This window comes from Cytobacillus sp. C11.1, from assembly GCF_058145115.1.
Genome location: NZ_CM176935.1, coordinates 39,925 through 60,956, shown reverse-complemented (window position 1 = coordinate 60,956; position 21,032 = coordinate 39,925). Strand labels below are relative to the sequence as shown.

Genomic DNA, 21,032 nt, shown 5'->3' with positions numbered 1-21,032 from the left:
CTTAACAATGTTTTTATTTATGGACTCTATCTAAAAGCAACAATCTTTTAGAAAAGAATCTAAAAAAACAGTGGGGGGATGAGCAAGATACAATAGAGGGGCCATTTCACAGAGGGTTGCGGTTTTGATTACAAAATCTAAAAAGGCAGCCTAAAATCTGAAACTTTATTTGCAGTTATCCCCTTTGAGTGGAAAAATATTAAATAAAGAAGAAAAAACCTAATCCCAAGTTGGGACCAGGTTTTTTCTTCTTTATCCTTCCTTTTGCATTTGAGTTCTTTTTGCTGCCTGCAGAATTTCTTCGAGTGGAGAGACTCTGCCAAATTTATCTTTATGGACAATATGCTTCCTTTCGAATAAGGTGGGGTTCTCAATTCCGGCAGCAGCGGCAAGATTGTAAAGTCCTTCCCTTAGAGAGATAACGTAGTTGCAGACTCGATAATGTTTTTCCTCGACAATTAATCCGTCCTGTAGCTTTTTATCGGTTGTAGCCACTCCTGCAGGACAGTGATTTGTATGGCAAACCTGTGCCATGATGCAGCCAACGCTGATCATAAAGCCTCGGGCAATATTGACGAGGTCTGCACCCATTGCAAGAGCAATCGCAATTTTATCAGGTGTAATTAGTTTTCCGGAGGCGATGATTTTCACACGGTCTCGAACTTCATACTGTCTTAACATTTCGTCTACCACAGTCAGAGCGGATTGGATAGGAAGACCAACACTGTCAGCAAGCTCCTGATAGGTTGCTCCTGTACCGCCTTCACCTCCATCGACTGTAATAAAATCAGGGCCTTTCCCGCTTTCCTTCATATATGAAATCATTTTTTCGAGTGCATCAAGGTCACCGACTACGATCTTCATTCCAACCGGCTTGCCGCCAACACTACGCAGTTCTTCAATAAAATCAAACATGGAAGGGGCATCATCAAATTCATAGAAACGGTTTGGACTGTTAATCGTTTTTCCCACTTCAACAAGGCGAATACTGGCAATCTCTTCTGTAACCTTTTCGCCTTCAACATGTCCCCCGCGAGTTTTTGCACCCTGGGCGAGCTTTAATTCAAAAGCTTTTACCTCAGGGATTTCGCTTTTCTTTTTAAATTCCTCCCATGAAAATTCTCCGTTTGGTTTTCGGACGCCAAACATGTCCGGCCCAATTTGCATAATGATATCCGGACTTCCTGCTAAATGATATTGTGAAAGACCGCCTTCACCGGTATTCATCCAAGTGCCGCCAGCCAGGCCAAGACCTTTTGACAAGGCGGTGATGGCTTTTTCTCCAAGAGAACCATAGCTCATGGCTGATTGTCCGACAAGTCCCTTAACTCTGAATGGATGCCGGCAGGTGGTTTCACCCAGGATGACAGCGTCTTCATCACGCAGATAAAAGGGATCTGCCAGTTTTTCTTCACTATGTTCCTTTCTTGAAAACAAATTGTCACCATCAACTTTATATACACGTGTTTTAATTTTATTGGTATTATCAACCTTCATTTCATCGACGAGCTTTGGAAACAGTGTATTTCGGATATAAAAGCCTTCATTATCAAAGTCCCTTATTGATCCAAATCCTATTAGTCTTTCTTTATACTTTCCGGCTTTCACAACGTCCTGATACTCTTTTCTGGAGAAAGGCTTGCCTTCTGTATCGTTGTTAAACAAATATTGCCTTAATTCAGGACCGACTTTTTCTGTAATATACCGTACCTTACCGATAACCGGAAAGTTTCTGAGTATGGAATGCTGTTTTTGCCTGTCATCTTTTATATACCAATAGATAAAAAGGAAGACTGGTATTAAAATGACAAGTGCAATAAATATAAATAGTGCAATGACTAGATAATCTGTTAAGCTCATATGATCCTCCTTCAATTAAATTAAGTTTAGTGCGTCATGGATAGGGGTATCTCCTGAGGATACTTCTATTGTTTTATTAAAAACTGCTTCACTTTCCAAAGATTCAACAAGAACTGCTGCTGCATCCTCACGGGGGATTTCTGCTGACCTATCATGTATTTTATTTGTTGCCTGTACCATTTCGGTACCTGGTTTATCTGTTAATTGGCCAGGTCGTACGACTGTATAAATAAAATTGGCATCCTTCAGCATGTCCTCAGGCAAATCTTTGGCAGCAATCGTCCGGGATTGGTCGTTCTCACTCTCTTCGGCTTTAACTGCGCTCATCATCACAAATCGCTTTACACCTGATTCTTGCGCCAATTGGATTGTATCTGAAACAGATTGATGGTCTACCATGACGGTTTTGCTTGTATGCTTTTTCGGATTGACACCTGTTAAGTAAATAACAGCATCTGATGATTGAAGGTGTGATAAAAGATTCTGCTCGTCATATACCACTGCATTAGACGCACCCAGCTTTTTTAGATCTTCTATTTGATTCTCATTGGCGACCACTGCAAGAGATTCTATGTCTTTCTCAGACAGCTTCCTGACTACATGCTCCCCAACATCGCCGTTGGCACCTATTACGATTACTTTCATATAAACGCCTCCTTTTTTACCCTTTTTCCACAAGGGGCTATTTTAAAACCAAAAGGAGCTAAAACAAAAAAATGCAGCCCCATTGGAGCTGCGCTATACCTCTTTTCTCTCATTTTTAGCATGGTTAATTGATCAGCAGAAGATTCAACTTGTTCAAACGCATCCCTATACTTGCTGATAACATAAGTATTTTTTTAAATAACTCCACAATTTTTGATCCTGAGAAAAGAACGGATAAAAGCTATTAATTATTTGGTTTTTGAAGAGATTTTACGCTTGATTCAGTCCTCATAGGGAATGGTAATAGAAGAAAGAATTATAGGAGGAATTGCGGTGTTGAGCGATAAACTAATCAAAGAATTGAACAGCCAAATGAATTATGAGTATTATTCAGCGCATGCTTATTTAGCTATGGCAGCATATTGTTCCGCTGAAAACCTGGATGGGTTTGCAAACTTTTTCTTAGTCCAGGCAGAGGAAGAACGTTTCCATGCCATGAAGTTTTACAATTTTTTAAATGATATCGGGGCAAGGGTGACTGTTGAAGGGTTTCCGCCTGTTAACAACAACTTTAGCTCTGTTCTGGATGTGTTTGAAAAAGGACTGACCCATGAAAAGGAAGTTACCAGCCGGATTTACAAATTATCCGATATCGCCCTTGATGAGCGGGAGCATGCGACCATGACCTTTTTAAAATGGTTCATTGAGGAGCAGGTCGAGGAAGAAGCTTTATTTGATAGCTTGATTCAGAAGCTAAAACGGATTGATGATGACAGCAATGCATTCTTTATGCTTGAAAATGAGCTGGCGAAAAGGACATTTACTCCTGGAGGGGAGTAATGATTATGTAAATGGTAAAATATAAATAAGCCTCATCCATGGCGGATGAGGCTTATTTATATTTAAGCTAATCGTTTGAAGTTTTGTCCGAGAATTTCGTTCATGGTATGGACGGTGATGAATGCTTTATTATCAACCTGAGTGATATAACCTTTCAGCCTTGTAAAATCTTTGCGGCCAAGGATGGTTGTAATTACTTCTTTTTGGTCTGAGGTAAAGGCTCCAGTAGCAGTATGGATGGTTGCTCCTTTACCTAACTCATGAACAATATATGTTTTAATTTCATCGCTGTGACGGCTGATAATGACGATTTCTTTATTTGAATTAAATTGCTGAAGTGCATAATCAATAACAAATCCATTTATAATGACACCAAAGAATGCATACATGCCGACTTGCGGACCGAATAGAATGGTGGAGGATAGAGCAATCGATAAATCCGCCAGAAGCACGCCTCGGCCTACTTCAATGTTTAAGTATTTATTAAAAATCATTGCGATAATGTCCGTTCCGCCGGTGGATGCCTGTTGGTTAAAGACAATTGCCATCCCAGTTGCGGCGATGCACTGGCCGATAATCAGCTGTATGAGAATATCATCGCTTAGCGGCTGGCTGATTGGTGCGTAATTTTCAAGCACCCATACATAAAACGAAAGGGCGAAGCTTGCATAAATGGTCTTGGCACCGAAGCCCGAGCCGAGAAAAATAAATCCTACCAAAAACAGTACAATATTGACAAGAATCATGAAAGTTCCAATTGAGAGCCCTGGAAACAAGTCATTCATAATAATCGACAATCCACTGACTCCTCCTGTTGCTAAATTATTGGGAGACAAGAAAAAGTGGACATTTATTGAAACAAGGAATGCTCCTAGATTTATCAATAAAAAGGAAAGTATTTTTTGTCGCATCGCCGCAACCTCCTTTTCTAACATTTTTTTCGCTTTCCGTAAAAAGTGGAACAACGGGATTATATAGCCCATAAACACCCTTTGTAAAGGGAATGCGGACAAATAATTAAGGTTTAATAATTATGACAATTGGAAGGGTTTGCAATAAAGGTGTCTAATTATCCATTTGATTTCACTTTTTATATAATAGAATGTAGGCAAACCTGCCATATTGAAATGCAATGAAAGGAAGTAAGAAATCTTGAAAAATAGAAAGCTCATCGTGATTCCGATCATGGTCCTGGTAGCAGCTGCGGCTATGTGGATGCTTAACAAGGATTATCAGCAAATAGACCTATCAATCAGAATGTTAATAGCAGCCGGTGCAGCGCTCTTATCGGGTGTTATTTCGTATTTTCTGTTCAAGCCTGAAAAAGATGAAAGCTAAAAAGCCTGTTCCTCTGTATGGGGGACAGGCTTTTTTTGGGAACTTTTTTGACAGGGGATCGTATCTAAAGGGTGAGGAGTTGAGATGATGTCAAACAAAGATGAATGTCCAAAATGTAAAAATACAGATTTCGCTGAAGGCACTGATTTTATGCCGATTAAACCTTTAAATAGTAAGTTTTCAACAGGGTCTCTCAAAATATATCAGTTTTGCTTAAACTGCGGAGAAATCATATCTGTCAGGGTGGAAAATCCGGGGAAATTTAGAGGAAGATAAGTCAAAAGCTGACTCCATTCAAGGAATCAGCCTTATTTTTTCCGTTTTAGGAGCTGTAAATCGATATACAGCTGGCATCTTGTGTTAAAGTCGTCAAAATCGATTGCAGTAAGGTCTGTAATTTGCTTCATTCGATATTTTAACGTATTTGCGTGAATGAAGAGCTGTTCTGCAGTGGGCTTGAGACGGCAGTTGTTTAATAAATATACCTCAAGAGTTTTGAGTAAATTCGTCTGGCTTTCCAGGTCTTTTTTCTGCAGCTTCAAAAGGTCTTCATTCACGTAATTCGTCTTGCTGTTATGCTGTGCAATAGGCTCCAAATAGCGAAATACCCATAATTTCTTATATTCATATGGCAATTCTTCAGGCGACCCGATAAATTTTGCTGCTTTTATGACCTCCTGTGCCTCTGCATAGCTTTTCCGCAGTTTAAGGATGGACGTATATTCACCGCCGATTCCTGCATATACTGCTTGAAGCTTGAATTGGCTGAGGACGGTGTTTGTCAATTCATGTGCATCTTCTGAGAGGCTTCCAGGAGCCGGAGAACTGCTGCCAATCAAAACGATAATCTCCAGTTGATTTGTAAAAATATGAGCCGGATGGCTGAGTGCGTTCGCAAACAAGCGCACTGTTTCTGTCAGCTCGGCAAAAATTTCTTCGTCTGCCTGGGCAACGGTAAATACATTTATAAGAAATGCCTCCGGAAGGATGATTTTCACATTGGCTGCTTCCCATTTGATTTGGTCTTCCGTGTGGTATGTCCGGTCAATGATCTTTCTGTAAAATTGATGTTTCTCCTCATCTTTGCGCAGCTTTAGTAAGTTTTTCTGATAAAGAAGCTTGCCAATATGAAAAGAGATTTCAAGCAAAAATTTCATTTCATTCTCCGATAGCAAGCCATCCGTTTCCTGAACCCAAATATAACCTAAAATCTGATCCTTGTATTTAGCGCTGACCACCACACGCTGGTTAAGTCCGATATCTTCCATCCGCTTTATGCGAAAAGGCTCTGGAATGGTTTTCAGCTGCTCAACAATACCTTCATCCATAAACTTTTCTAAGATGGGAATAGGCCATCTTTTAGAGAAAATAGTCTGCTGATTGGCCTGATCAAAATGCTCGATATAGTATGAACTGTAAGCCAGCAGCGAAAACTGCTCATCCTCGATGACAACCGGCTTCTTCAAAAAAGTACTCACCATTTCCGTTATTTCATCTATATCTGATATATTAAGGATCTTCTCCAGCGGCTGGCTCATACGGCTACCTCCTAAGTATTGCTTTTTTTTATTATAGAGAAAATCGGTACCAGGTACCACCCGAATTTTGTCGAAAACAAAAGGACTAGGCCGTTCTGGCCCAGTCCTGCTATAAAAGTTATTTAAATGATTTCTCAAAGTCTTCAAATTGTTTTTCTATTTCTGTTGAAGGTTTTTCTGTTAGAAGGCTTACGACTATGATGGCAATGAAGCTGGCAGCAAAGCCTGGAATCATTTCATAGAGGATTCCGGATAAGCCAGCGCTTGACCAAACTATAACGGTGCTTGCCCCGATAACCATTCCGGCTAAGGCGCCCCATCTAGTCATACGCTTCCAGTAAAGGCTAAGGAGAATTAGCGGTCCGAATGATGCTCCGAAACCTGCCCATGCATAGCCAACAAGGTTAAGAATCGTTTCATTTTTCTCCCATGAAATAATCAATCCAACAATTGAAACAAGTAATACAGATAATCTTCCAATTGTAACTAGCTCTTTATCAGATGCTGAACGGCGGAAGAACGTTTTATATAAGTCCTCTGTCAGTGAACTGGAAGTCACCAGCAGCTGGGAAGAAATCGTGCTCATGATGGCAGCAAGGATCGCTGCAATTAAGAATCCAGTTATAATCGGGTGGAACAGTACTTCTCCCAATAAGATGAAAATGGTCTCTGAATCCTCAAGGCTAATGCCTGTATCAGCAACATAAGCAATACCAAGAAAGCCTGTCAGCATTGCGCCAATGCTTGAGAAAATCATCCAGCCCATTCCGATGCGGGTGGCTTTTTTGATTTCCTTTACCGAACTGATTGCCATAAAGCGGACAATTATATGCGGCTGCCCGAAGTAGCCAAGTCCCCAGGCAAACAGGGAGATGATGCCAAGCAGGCTTGTCCCTGTGAAGATATCAAGCAGTGCCGGATCAATGGATCTTGCTGTATCGATAGCTGGGCCGAACCCGCCTATATGGAACAATGTTACTAATGGTACGAGAATCAGTGCAATAAACATGATCAAACCTTGGACAAAGTCTGTCCAGCTAACGGCAAGAAAACCGCCAAAAAGTGTGTAGGCTACAACAACACCTGTGATAATCCACAAGCCTGTGTGATAATCCAGCCCAAAAGTACTTTGGAATAAAACTCCACCGGAAACCATACCTGATGAAACGTAAAAAGTAAAGAATATCATGATAACTAATCCTGAAATCAGGCGAAGGATTTTGGATGTATCGCCGAAACGGTTTTCCAAATATCCAGGAATGGTGATGGAGTCATTGGCAACTTCAGTATAGGTACGCAGTCTTGGTGCAACATACAGCCAGTTAGCCCATGCTCCAAGCGTTAAGCCGATAACAATCCAGGATGCACTTAAACCTGTGGCATACATGGCACCTGGAAGCCCCATCAGCAGCCAGCCGCTCATATCGGATGCACCGGCACTTAATGCTGTAACGGCAGGACCAAGAGTTCGTCCGCCAAGCATATAGTCTGATAGATTGGAAGTTCGTTTATAGGCGTAATAGCCGATCCAAAGCATTCCAATCATATAGACGGTAATGGATATAAGCAATGCATAATCCATATATAATCCCCCTTTAATAATTCTGTACTTCAATTTTGTAAATATTTAGATAAAACAAGCTATGAGAAAGCGTTTGGCTTTGCTTTCTCATTACTTAGGAAATCTTGCAATTGTATTGTCTAAAATAGTTTTTTGTTTTTATCCGGATTTTAATATTTTGAAAGAAAAAATAATTCCAGAGAATTATCCTTTAAAAATACCTTTGAAAGCGAAGGCGATATTCGCTGGGCGTTCAGCCATCCGTCTCATGAAATAGCCGTACCAGTCCATGCCGTATGGCACATAAACGCGCATTCTATAGCCTTGCTTGGCCAATTCCAGCTGGGTTTTATTTCTCATGCCATAAAGCATCTGGAATTCAAAACGGTCAGTTGGAATGTTATGCTTTTTCGCCAGATATTTTGTATACTCTATGATTTGGCCATCGTGAGAAGCTATTGCCGTATAATTTCCATTTAGCAGGCTTTGTTCAATCAGCTTCTTATAGTTCTCGTCCACATCCTTCTTTTCAGGGAAGGCATGTTCAGGTGACTCCTTGTATGCTCCCTTTACAAGCCGTAAAAAAGGCTGATACTTGCCTAGATCCTGCAAGTCCTTTTCAGTTCTGTATAAGTAAGCCTGCAAAACCGTGCTCACGCAACTGTATTTTTCTTTAAATTGCTTAAACAAATCTATCGTTGCCTGACAGCGGGGAACATCCTCCATATCAATCGTAACCATAATATTGTGCTTTTCAGCTGTGTCTAGGATTCTAGTCATATTTTTAACAACGAGATCATGATCAATATCCAGACCGAGGGAGGTCATTTTAAGGGATACCTGCGAATCCAAACCTTCTCTGCTAATCATTTCAATAGTAGAGATACATTCCTCTGTCCGTTCATTCGCCACCTCAACAGAATCAACGAATTCCCCCAAATGGTCAACAGTTACCAAAAGTCCTTGAGTGTTCAAGTCCCTTATAAAGCGGACACTGCTTTTAAAATCCACACCGCCTATTAGTTTACCTGCCGCAAAACTTCCGCCTCTGTTTTGGGCAAGTTTATTTAAAAAGCTATTTTTAGATAAAAATAGAAAGAAGTCTCTTGTAATCGCTTCCATTTTATCAGGCACCTCCATTAGGTTATATCTTTAGATTAATCTTACAATTCTGTGACAAGTACCGGCAATGTTCCGGAAAAACAAAGATTTTGGCTAACTTTTGTTGATAGAAGACAATAGAAGGTGAGATTTTCCAAACTGCCGAGATGCCGATATAGATTTAAAAATAATATGTAAGAAAAGTTTCAATATTATTATTTACATTGCCAAGCTTTTGTATTTAAATAGTAATATAGTTTTGAATATTTATTTATTTCTGAAAAACGGGGGTTAACAAATGAAGAAACAATTTAAGAAATTTGCCCAATTTACAGCATTGTCCAGTTTGCTGGTCCTATCTGCATGCGGCGGCAACCAGACTGCAGGGGATAAAGAGGGGCAAAGCAGCGGAGGAGCAGTCCAAGCGGATATTGGAGTCATTTCCTATATCAGCGGACCTGGAGCAGCTTATGGGGAAGCGATCACAAACGGCTTAAAACTAGCGCAGGAAGAGATTAACAGCAAAGGTGAGGTAGAGATAAACCTTGTTATTGAAGATTCAGCCGGCAAGCAGGACCAAGCTTTGACAGCAGCTCAAAAATTGATGAATTCAGAGAATGTGACAGGCATTATCGGGCCTACATTAAGTACAGAAATGAATGTAGTCGGCCCTGAAGCAGATTTAAACGGAGTGCCAATCATGGGAACATCGACTACAGCAGAAGGCATCCCGCAAATCGGGGAATATGTATTCCGCAACTCGCTTCCTGAAGCATTGGCCATTCCGGCTGCAATCGACAAAGCGATTGAAAAATATGATGCTAAAAAAGTTGCAATCCTATATGGAAATGATGATGTGTTTACAAAATCGGGCTTTGATACGATGAAAAAGGCTGCAGAAGAAAAGGGCCTCGAAATATTAACGATTGAAACTTTCCAGAAAGGACAATCCGACTATAATGCACAGTTAACAAAAATTAAAGGTTTAAATCCGGATCTGATTTTGGCTTCTGCTCTATATAACGAAGGGGCAGTCATTATGGACCAGGCCCGCAAAATGGGGATTGATGTTCCTTTTGTAGGTGGAAACGGCTTTAACTCACCTGAAGTAATCAATATCGCAGGTGATGCAGCAAATGGGCTAATTGTGGCAACACCTTGGTACGGTGAAAAAGAAGATGATAAGGTTCAGGATTTTGTAAGCAAATATGAAGAAGAATACAGCAAAAAGCCAGACCAATTCGCAGCTCAGGCCTATGATGCGCTTTACATTATGGCAGAAGCATTGAAAAATGCCGGTGAAGATGACCGTGATGCTCTCCGGGACGCATTGGCTGAAATCCAGGGCTTTAATGGAATCCTTGGTGAGTTCTCTTTTGATGAAGAAGGGGATGTCGTAATGGATCCAACTGTCTTGGTGATTGAAGATGGAGCTTTCAAGGTTTTTGAATAATAAAGGTTTCCAAGTAAAGCTCCGGCGCCAAAAAGTGCCAGAGCTTTACTTTTAAAAATGAGATTCCAAGCTTTATATAAAAAATGATAGTAGGTGGATAGCCTTGTTAGTGGAACAATTAATAAACGGAATAACCCTGGGCAGCATTTATGCAATCGTTGCACTTGGGTTCACATTAGTCTTTGGAGTGCTTGGCATTATTAATATGGCACACGGAGAAATCTTTATGTTTGGCGCCTTTATCGGTGTTGTGGTGACTGCTACCTTCAAAGGGCCGCTTTGGCTCGCTTTCCTTGCAGCTATATTGGTTACAGCTGCAATGGGGTATATGCTTGAACGTTTTGCTCTAAGGCCGCTGCGAAGCAAACAAGGTGTTTCACATTTAGCGCCATTAATCAGTACAATCGGTGTTTCAATATTACTGGAAAACCTGTCTCATCATCTCTTTGGTCCAGGCAATCATCCATTCCGGGCTTCATTCGCAGAAATAAGCTTCCAGATCGGATCGATAACCGTATACCTTGTGCAGATTGTCATCTTTATCATATCTGTCATTCTTATGTACGCACTTTCTTTTTGGCTTGGCAAAACAAAGGCAGGCAAGGCGTTAAGGGCTACTGCTGAAAACCTTGAAACAGCAAGCCTTCTTGGCGTCGATGTAAAAAGAACGATTACGATGACTGTTATCATAGCATCGGCTATGGGAGGAATTGCAGGCATCCTGGTCGGGATGGCTTTTAACTCTGTTACGCCGCAAATGGGATTGTCCATAGGGCTGAAAGGACTTGCCATCATCATTCTAGGCGGTATGGGAAATGTCAAAGGTGCAATGGCAGGGGGGCTGATCCTAGGATTAGCAGAAACCTTTGTTGTGGTCTACGGCAATTCCGGCTACAAGGACGCAATCGCATTTGTGGCCATTATCGTCATACTTCTCATTAGGCCACAAGGGTTGTTCGGCCAAAAAATTTCAGCGTAAGAAGGTGAATCCATGCTAGCAGAATTAATCAATCCATATCATTTACAGGTTGCTTCCTTTATATTAATCAATATTATTTTAGGGGTAAGCATTTATATTACGCTATCAACTGGTCAGCTGTCCCTTGCCAATGCAGGTTTTATGGGGATCGGCGCATATACTTCCGCACTTTTGACGCTGAATTTTGATCTACCGATTATTGTGGGGATATTGGCAGGAACCTTAATGGCAGGTTTGTTCGGCATTATGATCGGAATTCCAACTTTAAGGCTACAGGGAGTTTATCTGGCGATTGTTACTCTTGGCTTTGGAGAAGTAATTCGTGTTATTTTTGTTAACTGGGAGTCGCTGACAAAGGGGGCAGTTGGCTTATCAGGGATTCCGCATATGGGGCGTGAAATCCTGAATACACTAAAAGGCTTTGGCTTCGATCCAAAGGTGATCGGCCTGCAAAACAACCAATTCGTTTTCCTTACAATCTTCCTGCTGTTATTACTCATTACGATCAGCATTGTCATGTTTTTCAGAAGACAAAATCGATCTCGCGTGGGACGGGCTTTTGCAGCGATTAAGCTGGATGAAAAAGCAGCGGAGTCAATGGGGATCAATATTACTTATTACAAAGTTCTTGCGTTTGCACAAGGCGCATTAGTAGCAGGATTTGCCGGCACATTGTTTGCGCATGTGCTTGCTTACATAAGCCCTGCTGATTTTGCTTATCACCGTGCAGTCGAAATTTTAATTTTTGCAGTCTTTGGGGGCAGTGAAGTTATTTGGGGACCGGTATTTGGGGCGCTATTCTTGACCGTCATGCCGGAAGTGCTCCGTTTTATAAGCGAATACCGCTATATGATTTATGGATTAATCATCATTATCATGATGGCTGTCCGTCCTCAGGGGCTCATTGATGTAAATATCTTAAACTGGATCAAGCTGAAAACGTCAAAGAGGGGGCAAAAGCATGGTAATTCAAGTCAAAAAAGCATGTAAAAACTTTGGCGGGCTGAGAGCCCTTTCTGATGTCTCATTCTCAATAAATAAGGGAGAGATCTTTGGACTGATCGGACCTAATGGCGCAGGCAAAACGACGATGTTCAATTTGATTACATCGATGTTCTCACCCACTTCCGGTGAAATTATTTTTAACGGAGATAACATAAATGGCCTGAAGCCGCATCTAATCACGAAAAAAGGCATTTGCAGGACATTCCAGAACATTCGTCTATTTCCGCAAATGACAGCTGAGGAAAACGTAATGGTAGGGGAGCATTGCAGGAGCAAATCAGGGGTTTTAAGCAGTGTCTTTCGGACAAAAAACCAGCGTCAGGAAGAGGAGAGAATCCGCCGCAAAGCAAATGAATTGCTTGAATTTGTTGGTTTGGGAGGATATGCAGATGTAATCTCGGACAGCCTGGCATACGGCCAGCAAAGAAGATTGGAAATAGCCAGAGCATTGGCCAGCAGCCCCAAGCTTCTACTTCTCGATGAGCCTGCAGCTGGAATGAACGAAACAGAAACTAGTGAACTATTTCAACTTATTAAAAAAATTCAGGAGCAGGGGATTACTGTGCTGTTAATCGAGCATGATATGCCTCTTGTGATGAAATTATGTGACCGCATTGCGGTACTTAACTTCGGCAAGAAGATTGCAGAAGGAACACCGGCCGACATTCAGAATAACCCTGATGTCATCGAAGCCTATCTCGGCAGCGAGGAGGAAGATCTGTATGCTTAAAGTAAACGGCATTTCCGCCTTTTATGGTAAAATCCAGGTGCTTAAGAACGTTGGTCTGGAGGTGGAAGAAGGAAGCATTGTCACCATTCTTGGAGCAAACGGAGCCGGCAAAACAACGACCATGAAGACCATATCTGGACTTCTGAAACCGCAGCAGGGCAGCATTGAATTTCAAGGTGAGGAAGTAAAGGGGCTACGGCCTGATCAGCTGCTGAGAAAAGGAATTGCTCTTGTTCCGGAGGGCCGGCAGATCCTCTCAGGGATGACAGTGCTCGAAAACCTTGAAATGGGGGCATACCACCGAAAGGACAATGAGATTGACCGGGATATTAAAAGTGTAATGGAAAGGTTCCCGATTCTTGAAGAAAGACAGAAACAGCTTGGGGGGACTTTATCAGGCGGACAGCAGCAAATGCTCGCTATTGCCAGAGCCATTCTCAGCAAGCCAAAGCTACTTCTCCTTGACGAACCATCTATGGGATTGGCGCCGCTGATCGTGGCTGATATTTTTAAAATTATAAAAGAAATTAATGAAGCTGGGACAACAGTCCTCCTGGTAGAGCAGAATGCAAGGCAAGCTCTGCGCATATCCGATTATGGATATGTGCTGGAAACCGGAAAAATCGTAGCAGAAGGAAGTTCCCAGGAGCTGTTGAATGATCCAAGAATCATGGAAGCCTATCTGGGACGGAAATCAAGTTAATCTATTTATTAATGGCCAAATCTACGGATTTGGTCTTTTGTATTTAGGAAGGTAAGATTATGTTAAAATCGATTCGTGAATCATTTTATATTAAGGAAACCATTTTGGAGGACAGATGAAAAGGATTAAAATGTTTTTTCAACGAATGTTCCTGTTTCTTATAATTCTTGCTGTGTTTATGTTTGCCAATAACAGCTCCTTGTTTACTAAGGAAAGACAAGAAAAGCCCTTGCTGCTGGCGCATAGAGGAATGGCACAGACCTTTTATATGGAAGGTATAACCGGGGATACGTGTACGGCAGAGCGAATTTATGAACCTGAACATCCTTTTATTGAAAACACAATTCCATCCATGGAAGCAGCATTTGAAGCCGGAGCTGATGTAGTAGAATTGGACATTCAGCCAACAAAAGATGGCCAGTTTGCTGTTTTTCATGATTGGACACTGGAATGCCGGACAGATGGCCAGGGGGTTACCAGGCAACATACAATGAATGAACTGAAACAGCTCGACATTGGATATAGCTATACAGCCGATAAGGGAAAAACTTTTCCGTTTCGCGGAAAAGGAACCGGGCTTATGCCTTCGCTTGATGAAGTAATGAAGCATTTTCCGGAAGGCAAGTTTTTAATCCATATTAAAAGCAATGATCCCAATGAAGGAAAGCAGCTTGCTGACTATCTTTCGAATTTCCCGGAAAGCCGGCTGCAGGAAATAACGGTATATGGGGGAGATGAGCCTATTGCTGCGCTTCAGGAGAAAATGCCTGGTATGCGCGTGATGTCAAAGGCAACCCTGAAGAGCTGTCTCTTGCCCTATCTCGCAGCTGGCTGGACAGGATATATTCCTAATTCCTGTAAAGACACGCAGCTGCATATCCCTGAAGCTTATTCAAAATGGATGTGGGGCTGGCCTAATAAGTTTTTAAACCGTATGGATAAAGCAGGTACAAATGTCATCGTGGTTGCAGGCGATGGCGGCTGGTCTGAAGGGTTTGATAAACCAGCAGATCTGGGACGGCTTCCTGCTGGCTATTCCGGTGGGATATGGACAAACCGGATTGATCTAATCGCACCCCTCTATATGGGAAATTGACGCTTGGAGTAATCCAAGCTTTCTGTTTTTATAGACTGTTAACTTGGGCATCTTCACACAGGAGTTTAAGGGAGACTGCCCTTTTCTAATTTATTTACAGTTAAGTTATTTAAAAATTTTGTAAAAAGGGATATTATATTTATAGCATTCTTTTATTTAGTTTACCGAAGGATTTCAGATGACTTTTTATACATATATTAAAATTTGCAATTACAGCTTGGGGGACTACGAATGGTGAGGATTTTATCATACTTAAAGCCGTACAGGGTCGCGGTGACGGTTGCTCTATTATTAATGCTGACAGAGCTCGTGGTTGAGCTTATACAGCCATTGTTAATGGCAAAGATAATAGATAACGGTATTATGAAAAATGATCTTCAAGAGGTTGTGAAATGGGGAGGAATCATGGTCGGAGCTTCTTTTGCCGCTTTTGCTGCAGGCGTAATCAATTCCTTTTATGCTGCCCATGTTAGCCAAAGCTTCGGTTTTGATGTTAGAAAAAGCTTATATGAAAAAGTGCAATCCTTCTCTTTTGCCAATTTTAATCGCTTTCCTACTTCTTCTCTAATTACAAGGATGACCAATGATATTACACAACTGCAAAATACAGTCTTCATGAGTCTTAGAATTATGATGAGAGCGCCGCTATTAATTATTGGCGGTCTTGGGATGGCATTTGTTGTGAATGTAAAACTGGCGCTCATTTTATCGGTAGTGGCCCCTTTTCTGTTTCTTTTCCTGTTTTGGGTGATGGGTAAAGGCGGAGCAATGTTTAAAGGGGTTCAGGAAAAACTGGATGCTGTAAATAGTGTTATGCAGGAAAATTTATCAGGCATTCGTTTAATAAAAGCTTTTGTGCGCAGAAAGCATGAGGTGAAACGTTTTACAGGAACCAATGAGGATCTCCAGAGATGGAACAGTCAAAGCATTGCGGCTTATGGAAGTAACTATGCCGGTGCTGCTTTTGATCATGAACCTTTCCATTCTGGGTGTACTATGGTTTGGGAGCATCCAGGTCAATACAGCTGATGTGAAGGTGGGAGAGGTTGTCGCAATTGTCAACTATGCGACCAGGATAACGGCTGCTTTTTCAATCTTCTCCTGGATTATTATGGCCTTTTCGAGAGCACGTGCCTCTGCAAATCGTGTAACTGAGGTAATGGAAACAAAGGTTGATTTGGCCGATCTTTCGGACTCCCGTAAAGATTTAACAGTCAATGCAGGAAAAATAGAATTCACAAATGTCTCATTTCAATATCCGGGAACGGCTGAAAAGGTTCTCGAAGATATCAGCTTTAAAATCAATCCGGGCGAAACGGTTGCCATCCTAGGGGCTACAGGAGCGGGCAAGACTTCTTTATTTCAGCTCATTCCCCGACTTTATGATGTAACAGGGGGGGAAGTTAAAATTGATGGGCATGATGTCCGCGAGATGAAAATGGAGAACCTTCGCAGGAAGGTAGGATTCGTGCCGCAGGAATCCTTGCTTTTTACAGGAAGTGTGAAAGAAAACATTTCATGGGGCAAGGAAGATGCGGCTATGGTGGAAATTACTGCAGCGGCTGTAAATGCACAAATTCACGAAACCATTATGAAGCTTCCCCAGCAATATGATACAAAAGTGGGGCAAAAGGGTGTTAACCTATCCGGCGGGCAAAAACAAAGATTGTCGATTGCGCGGGCTCTTGTGAGAAAGCCGAAAATTTTGCTGCTCGATGACAGCACGAGCGCGTTGGATATGAAAACAGAAGCAAAGCTGCTGGGTGCTTTAAATGAGTATACTTGCACGACATTGATTATCACGCAGAAAATCAGCACCGCAATTGAAGCGGACCGGATTTTTCTTCTGGAGGATGGAAAGCTGCTGGCTGAAGGCGATCATGACAGCCTGCTTAAAACATCTGGATTATACAAAAGGATTTTCCAATCCCAATCAGGAGAGGAGAATAGAAACTATGCTTAAACAGCTGAAAAGACCATTCCAATATAAAAAAATCCCTCTCCAGCTTGACAAAAAGATTTCACCAGATAAAAAGGCAAAATCAAAATCAAAAAATATGGGTGAGACTCTAAAGCGGATTTGGACCTTTCTTTCATATAAAAAGAGCTTGTTGTTCCTTGTTCTTCTCATGGTGCTCATCAGTTCCGCATTGGCTTTGTTAGGCCCTTTTTTAGTAGGGGTGGCCATTGATGAATATATTGTCACACGAAATAGCGATGGATTTATCTCCTTGCTGGCAGGGCTGGCAGTGATCTATGTGTTTCACTCGCTTTCCCTCTGGTTTCAGAACTATTGGATGATCGGCATTGCTCAAGAGACTGTTTTTACGATGAGAACAAAGCTTTTCAGGCATTTGCATAAGCTGCCGATTCCATTCTTTGATAAACGGCAGCAAGGAGAATTAATGAGCAGGGTTACCAATGATATCGAGAATGTCAGCTCTACCTTGAATAGCTCGGTTATCCAGGTGTTCTCCAGTTTGCTTACCCTAATTGGCACAATTTCAGTGATGCTGTGGCTGAGTCCGCTGTTGACGCTGATCACCCTCATTATTGTTCCTTTAATGTTTCTTGGTATGAAATGGATTACAAAAAGAACAGGAAAACTATTCAAGGAACAGCAAAAAAATTTGGGTGAGCTGAATGGTTTTATTGAAGAAACGATATCAGGACAAAGAATCATTAAAACGTTTTCACAGGAAAAGAAAGTCATTGTCGAATTCCAAGAAAAAGGGGAAAAGCTTAGGAGAGCGGGATTTTGGGCGCAGACCTATTCAGGGTTTATTCCGAAGCTAATGAATGTCCTAAATAACCTTAGCTTTGCCATCATTGCGGGGATAGGGGGCGTTTTTGCTCTAAACGGTATGATTTCGATTGGTGTCATTGTCATATTTACCGAGTATTCCCGCCAATTTACCCGTCCGTTGAATGACCTGGCAAACCAATTTAACACGCTGCTGTCTGCGATTGCCGGAGCTGAGAGGGTATTTGATATTTTGGACGAAGAGGAAGAGTTTAAGAATGAAGAGAATCTTAAAGAGCTCTCGCATATTAAAGGAGATGTCGAGTTCTGCAATGTATCATTTTCATATGAAGAGGATGGCAATACGGTTAGGAATGTTAACCTCCATGTGAAAGCTGGACAGACGGCTGCTTTCGTAGGTCCGACCGGTGCGGGGAAAACAACTATGATCAATTTACTTTCGCGTTTTTACGAGCTGGACACAGGAAGCATTTTAATAGACGGCCAGGATATCTCCCTTGTGAAAAAAGAAAGTCTGCGGAAGAATATGGGCTTTGTCTTGCAGGACTCCTTTTTATTCAAGGGTACGGTCTGTGAAAATATCCGCTACGGAAGGCTGGAGGCGTCAGATGAAGAAGTGGTGAAAGCTGCAAAGCTCGCCAACGCCCATTCATTCATCATGAAGCTCCCCCAGCAATACGACACCGTTTTAAGCCAGGACGGAAGCGGTATCAGCCAGGGGCAAAAACAGCTTTTATCTATTGCTAGGGCATTCCTCGCTAATCCTGGCATTTTGATTTTGGATGAGGCAACAAGCAGCATTGATACTGTGACAGAACTAAAAATCCAGGACGCCCTGCAGGAGTTGATGAAGGGCCGGACCAGCTTCGTCATTGCCCATCGCTTAAATACCATTCAAAATGCAGATAAGATTTTTGTACTTGAAGAGGGGTGTATTCTTGAAGAAGGTACGCATGAATCGCTTCTCAAGCAGGAGGGCTTTTACTATCAGCTGCATGGTAAAGCTGCAGCGGAGGCGCATGCCTGAATGGCGTTCGGATCCAGCGGCTGCGGTGGATGCCAGACAGGAAGCACGGTATACCCCAATAAAAAGCGGATTTGAGTAAGAATCAAATCCGCTTTTGCGTCTCTATAAAATGACCTTTTTTTCCTTTGCCTCTTTTAGCCAGTCCGGGAATTCAGCCAGTAATAGGTCATAAATCTCGTTATCTGATATGGTTTCAATATCTTTAATATGGAAAAAGTTTGCATTATCAATGTAACGGCCATCCATTTCGTCAAGCTTTTCCAATACTTCAAAGTTGGAATCTCCTATCCCGACAAATTGCCAAAATAGCGGTTTATCCGAAGATGAAACAACTGGTTTTTTTATGGTTCTTTTGCAGCCTCCATCGTTGATAAAAACAATAAAGGCAGGGTCTCTGCTAGGGTCTTCGACCGTGTATTTATGAATGACATCCTCCATAACAGGAGGTTCATCATTTCTGCCGAATTTATGAATTAGATCATTATTTAAAATGTATTGATCCACATAATCCTCAAAGTCATTTTCTGTTACAGGCTTCAGCCGGGAAAACTCATGATCATAAACCCAAATATCTAATGCGCCGTCATCGTCAAATTGGCTGGCAACAGCCAAGATTCTTTCGACAACCTTTTGTACTGTACCGTTTTTATATAGCCGCCGCATAGAGCCGGAAATATCCAGAACAAGGCCGACTCTGGCAGTTACATTGTTTAAATTCTTTTTCTCCAGTATGACTCCAGCAGACTTTTTTAATAAACTTATAGACCCCATAATATCTCTCCTCAAGTAAATATTCGTATCTAAAATTTACCATAATGAGAAATTAAAAGCTTCCAAGATGTTTCTTAGTTTGAAAACCTCATTGCGAAGTCAATAAGCATCTTTTCATATAAATGAATAGAATGGGGAAGAACGTATTCTTTATCACCGTGCCAGTTTAGGCCGGAAGGGCCAAACTCGATTGCTGGTATCCCGTAATTGGCGAAAAAGACCGTATCCGCAGAACCATGCTGACCAAAGAACACCGCTTTAGTTTCGGTATGTTTTTCGACGATCGGTTCGAGCATTAAGATGAAAGGGTTGTTCCTTTCAGTAATAAGCGGTTTACTGAACATATTAACGATTACTTCGCCATCTGTAATACCTTCAATTTGTTTGATGACGTCTTCATGATTCTGTGTTGGCAGGTAGCGGATATCATAGGATATCACACATTTTTCGGGAACTTTATTATATACATCACCGCCATTTATTTTAGCCAGGTTAATAGATGGATATGGATAAAACTCGGATGATTCTTTTGCAAAAGGCAATTTCAGCAGTTTTTGATGAACTTTAAAGGCTCTTTCAATTGCATTGACTCCTTCCCAAGGACGGCTTCCATGTGCAGGATCACCTTCAATTTCAATATCCAGCCTGATAACCCCTTTTGCTTCCAGCGCGATTCCCAGCTGTGTAGGCTCGGAACAAATGACAAAATCTCCGCGATAACCCTGCTCTGCAAGATAGCCGGAACAATTAAACCCGCCAATTTCTTCATCTGATACAATTTGAAGCTGTATTTTCACGCCTATTGGCTTCTTATGAAGTTCTTTAACCGCACCCATCATTGCAGCAACACCTGCTTTCATATCTGCTGCGCCGCGTCCATAAATTTTATCTCTAACTTCCACAGGAATAAATTGCTCATCCTTTCCCGAAACAACATCGACATGGCCATTAAAGATAACGGTTTGATCGCCGCTTCCAATTTCGCAGACAGCCATTTTATATCCGTTGTTTTCAATCAATTCAGAAGGGAGGTCTTGGCCTGACAGCCATTGATGGCAATATTCGATTGCCCGGTTTGCCCCCTCCTTGGTTGAGCTGTTAATTGAAATGAGATCCTTCAATACATTCTCCAGCATATTTTAAAAGGTCCTCCTTGTATCTGAATAAGTTTTGCATAGATATCATTCCTATTCCCGGCTTTGGGCAGAAGAAATCGTACTTTTAAAAATTACTTTTAGAAGAAGAACTTCCCTTCAAGGCGATAGTTATCTAAATTCTAAGAAATAAATTTTAATACTAAAAAAGGAACCAAAGCTCGGTTCCTTAATCTTTTACTTATTCACGTATTTATCAACATATTAAAGACTGATTTAAAAGAGATCCACGAACTTATCAACACTATTCACAGAAATCAGCGAGATTATCCACAGAATTTTATTAACACCCATATGGATGTGTAATATACCGCGGTGAAAGCAGTTATACAACTTATTAACATTATCCACATCTTTTTGGATAATGGCCTGTTCACAACTTGATCAAACTTAGCCCAATATTTGTGAAGAATTGGTGAAGTGCATTGCAGAATGACGTTAGAAGGAGTATATTAAAAGTGAAGAAA

The 21,032-nt window shown here is 41.5% G+C and carries 18 protein-coding genes and 1 pseudogene; 11 read left to right on the top strand and 8 right to left on the bottom strand.

The features are described 5' to 3' along the window. Positions 1 to 252: 252 nt before the first annotated feature. Positions 253 to 1,860 (bottom strand): FMN-binding glutamate synthase family protein, encoded by a 1,608-nt coding sequence (locus AC3ZVC_RS00290; protein WP_490065749.1) that lies wholly within the window; start codon positions 1,858 to 1,860, stop codon positions 253 to 255. A gap of 15 nt (positions 1,861 to 1,875) precedes the next feature. After that, positions 1,876 to 2,505 (bottom strand): NAD(P)H-binding protein, encoded by a 630-nt coding sequence (locus AC3ZVC_RS00285; RefSeq protein WP_490065748.1) that lies wholly within the window; start codon positions 2,503 to 2,505, stop codon positions 1,876 to 1,878. Positions 2,506 to 2,838: 333 nt separating this feature from the next. Here AC3ZVC_RS00285 and AC3ZVC_RS00280 point away from each other — a divergent pair, with 333 nt between their 5' ends. Then, the gene (locus AC3ZVC_RS00280; protein ID WP_490065747.1) at positions 2,839 to 3,345 is read left to right on the top strand and encodes a ferritin; all 507 of its coding nucleotides are present in this window, start codon (positions 2,839 to 2,841) and stop codon (positions 3,343 to 3,345) included. Between the two features lie 62 nt (positions 3,346 to 3,407). On the opposite strand, the gene AC3ZVC_RS00275 is transcribed toward AC3ZVC_RS00280, so the two are convergent. After that, the gene (locus tag AC3ZVC_RS00275; protein WP_214725998.1) at positions 3,408 to 4,256 is read right to left on the bottom strand and encodes a YitT family protein; all 849 of its coding nucleotides are present in this window, start codon (positions 4,254 to 4,256) and stop codon (positions 3,408 to 3,410) included. Positions 4,257 to 4,497: 241 nt separating this feature from the next. Between AC3ZVC_RS00275 and AC3ZVC_RS00270 the strand changes: the two genes are divergently transcribed. Further along, positions 4,498 to 4,683, top strand: a complete 186-nt coding sequence (locus AC3ZVC_RS00270) for a histidine kinase (protein ID WP_490065746.1) — start codon at positions 4,498 to 4,500, stop codon at positions 4,681 to 4,683. An 87-nt stretch (positions 4,684 to 4,770) separates the two neighbouring features. Next, complete coding sequence (locus tag AC3ZVC_RS00265) at positions 4,771 to 4,959, top strand: hypothetical protein (protein ID WP_490065745.1); 189 nt, start codon at positions 4,771 to 4,773, stop codon at positions 4,957 to 4,959. A gap of 32 nt (positions 4,960 to 4,991) precedes the next feature. Here the strand turns inward: AC3ZVC_RS00265 and AC3ZVC_RS00260 are convergent, their stop codons facing one another. The 3 genes from AC3ZVC_RS00260 to AC3ZVC_RS00250 form a co-directional block, all read right to left on the bottom strand. Then, a complete protein-coding gene (locus AC3ZVC_RS00260; RefSeq protein ID WP_490065744.1) occupies positions 4,992 to 6,221 on the bottom strand; it encodes a PucR family transcriptional regulator in 1,230 nt (409 codons plus the stop codon). A 118-nt stretch (positions 6,222 to 6,339) separates the two neighbouring features. Continuing rightward, positions 6,340 to 7,803, bottom strand: coding sequence for a sodium/proline symporter PutP (gene putP / locus AC3ZVC_RS00255; protein WP_490065743.1), 1,464 nt, complete (start codon positions 7,801 to 7,803; stop codon positions 6,340 to 6,342). A gap of 183 nt (positions 7,804 to 7,986) precedes the next feature. After that, on the bottom strand, positions 7,987 to 8,904 hold the full coding sequence (locus AC3ZVC_RS00250) for a proline dehydrogenase family protein (RefSeq protein ID WP_490068766.1): 918 nt from the start codon (positions 8,902 to 8,904) through the stop codon (positions 7,987 to 7,989). A 277-nt stretch (positions 8,905 to 9,181) separates the two neighbouring features. Between AC3ZVC_RS00250 and AC3ZVC_RS00245 the strand changes: the two genes are divergently transcribed. From AC3ZVC_RS00245 to AC3ZVC_RS00210, 8 genes and pseudogenes are all read left to right on the top strand, one after another. Then, positions 9,182 to 10,336: an ABC transporter substrate-binding protein gene (locus AC3ZVC_RS00245; protein WP_490065742.1), complete on the top strand. Its 1,155-nt coding sequence runs from the start codon at positions 9,182 to 9,184 to the stop codon at positions 10,334 to 10,336. A gap of 103 nt (positions 10,337 to 10,439) precedes the next feature. Beyond that, positions 10,440 to 11,315 (top strand): branched-chain amino acid ABC transporter permease, encoded by an 876-nt coding sequence (locus tag AC3ZVC_RS00240; protein ID WP_490065741.1) that lies wholly within the window; start codon positions 10,440 to 10,442, stop codon positions 11,313 to 11,315. Between the two features lie 12 nt (positions 11,316 to 11,327). Next, entirely contained in the window at positions 11,328 to 12,305 is a 978-nt protein-coding gene (locus tag AC3ZVC_RS00235) for a branched-chain amino acid ABC transporter permease (RefSeq protein WP_490065740.1), read from the top strand. Then, complete coding sequence (locus AC3ZVC_RS00230) at positions 12,277 to 13,050, top strand: ABC transporter ATP-binding protein (RefSeq protein ID WP_490065739.1); 774 nt, start codon at positions 12,277 to 12,279, stop codon at positions 13,048 to 13,050. Before AC3ZVC_RS00235 ends, AC3ZVC_RS00230 begins: the two co-directional genes overlap by 29 nt. Continuing rightward, positions 13,043 to 13,753 (top strand): ABC transporter ATP-binding protein, encoded by a 711-nt coding sequence (locus AC3ZVC_RS00225; protein ID WP_490065738.1) that lies wholly within the window; start codon positions 13,043 to 13,045, stop codon positions 13,751 to 13,753. Before AC3ZVC_RS00230 ends, AC3ZVC_RS00225 begins: the two co-directional genes overlap by 8 nt. Before the next feature lie 115 nt (positions 13,754 to 13,868). Beyond that, positions 13,869 to 14,849 carry a glycerophosphodiester phosphodiesterase family protein gene (locus AC3ZVC_RS00220; protein ID WP_490065737.1) on the top strand — a complete coding sequence of 327 codons (981 nt, stop codon included), beginning with the start codon at positions 13,869 to 13,871 and terminating at the stop codon, positions 14,847 to 14,849. A gap of 231 nt (positions 14,850 to 15,080) precedes the next feature. Continuing rightward, a pseudogene (locus tag AC3ZVC_RS00215) lies at positions 15,081 to 16,812 on the top strand (ABC transporter ATP-binding protein). Further along, the gene (locus AC3ZVC_RS00210; protein WP_490065736.1) at positions 16,805 to 18,640 is read left to right on the top strand and encodes an ABC transporter ATP-binding protein; all 1,836 of its coding nucleotides are present in this window, start codon (positions 16,805 to 16,807) and stop codon (positions 18,638 to 18,640) included. Before AC3ZVC_RS00215 ends, AC3ZVC_RS00210 begins: the two are co-directional and overlap by 8 nt. Before the next feature lie 102 nt (positions 18,641 to 18,742). Here the strand turns inward: AC3ZVC_RS00210 and AC3ZVC_RS00205 are convergent, their stop codons facing one another. Next, on the bottom strand, positions 18,743 to 19,411 hold the full coding sequence (locus tag AC3ZVC_RS00205) for a vWA domain-containing protein (protein WP_490065735.1): 669 nt from the start codon (positions 19,409 to 19,411) through the stop codon (positions 18,743 to 18,745). Between the two features lie 74 nt (positions 19,412 to 19,485). Then, entirely contained in the window at positions 19,486 to 20,547 is a 1,062-nt protein-coding gene (locus AC3ZVC_RS00200) for a M20 family metallopeptidase (protein ID WP_490065734.1), read from the bottom strand. Positions 20,548 to 21,032 lie beyond the last annotated feature (485 nt).

Bases quoted from the DNA above. Each gene is read 5' to 3' on its own strand.
- AC3ZVC_RS00230 (WP_490065739.1), top strand. From the start codon at position 12,277: ATGGTAATTCAAGTCAAAAAAGCATGTAAAAACTTTGGCGGGCTGAGA.
- AC3ZVC_RS00235 (WP_490065740.1), top strand. From the start codon at position 11,328: ATGCTAGCAGAATTAATCAATCCATATCATTTACAGGTTGCTTCCTTT.
- AC3ZVC_RS00225 (WP_490065738.1), top strand. From the start codon at position 13,043: ATGCTTAAAGTAAACGGCATTTCCGCCTTTTATGGTAAAATCCAGGTG.
- AC3ZVC_RS00200 (WP_490065734.1), bottom strand. From the start codon at position 20,547: ATGCTGGAGAATGTATTGAAGGATCTCATTTCAATTAACAGCTCAACC.
- AC3ZVC_RS00250 (WP_490068766.1), bottom strand. From the start codon at position 8,904: ATGGAAGCGATTACAAGAGACTTCTTTCTATTTTTATCTAAAAATAGC.
- AC3ZVC_RS00285 (WP_490065748.1), bottom strand. From the start codon at position 2,505: ATGAAAGTAATCGTAATAGGTGCCAACGGCGATGTTGGGGAGCATGTA.
- AC3ZVC_RS00220 (WP_490065737.1), top strand. From the start codon at position 13,869: ATGAAAAGGATTAAAATGTTTTTTCAACGAATGTTCCTGTTTCTTATA.
- AC3ZVC_RS00260 (WP_490065744.1), bottom strand. From the start codon at position 6,221: ATGAGCCAGCCGCTGGAGAAGATCCTTAATATATCAGATATAGATGAA.
- AC3ZVC_RS00205 (WP_490065735.1), bottom strand. From the start codon at position 19,411: ATGGGGTCTATAAGTTTATTAAAAAAGTCTGCTGGAGTCATACTGGAG.
- AC3ZVC_RS00245 (WP_490065742.1), top strand. From the start codon at position 9,182: ATGAAGAAACAATTTAAGAAATTTGCCCAATTTACAGCATTGTCCAGT.
- AC3ZVC_RS00210 (WP_490065736.1), top strand. From the start codon at position 16,805: ATGCTTAAACAGCTGAAAAGACCATTCCAATATAAAAAAATCCCTCTC.
- putP (WP_490065743.1), bottom strand. From the start codon at position 7,803: ATGGATTATGCATTGCTTATATCCATTACCGTCTATATGATTGGAATG.
- AC3ZVC_RS00265 (WP_490065745.1), top strand. From the start codon at position 4,771: ATGTCAAACAAAGATGAATGTCCAAAATGTAAAAATACAGATTTCGCT.
- AC3ZVC_RS00275 (WP_214725998.1), bottom strand. From the start codon at position 4,256: ATGCGACAAAAAATACTTTCCTTTTTATTGATAAATCTAGGAGCATTC.
- AC3ZVC_RS00290 (WP_490065749.1), bottom strand. From the start codon at position 1,860: ATGAGCTTAACAGATTATCTAGTCATTGCACTATTTATATTTATTGCA.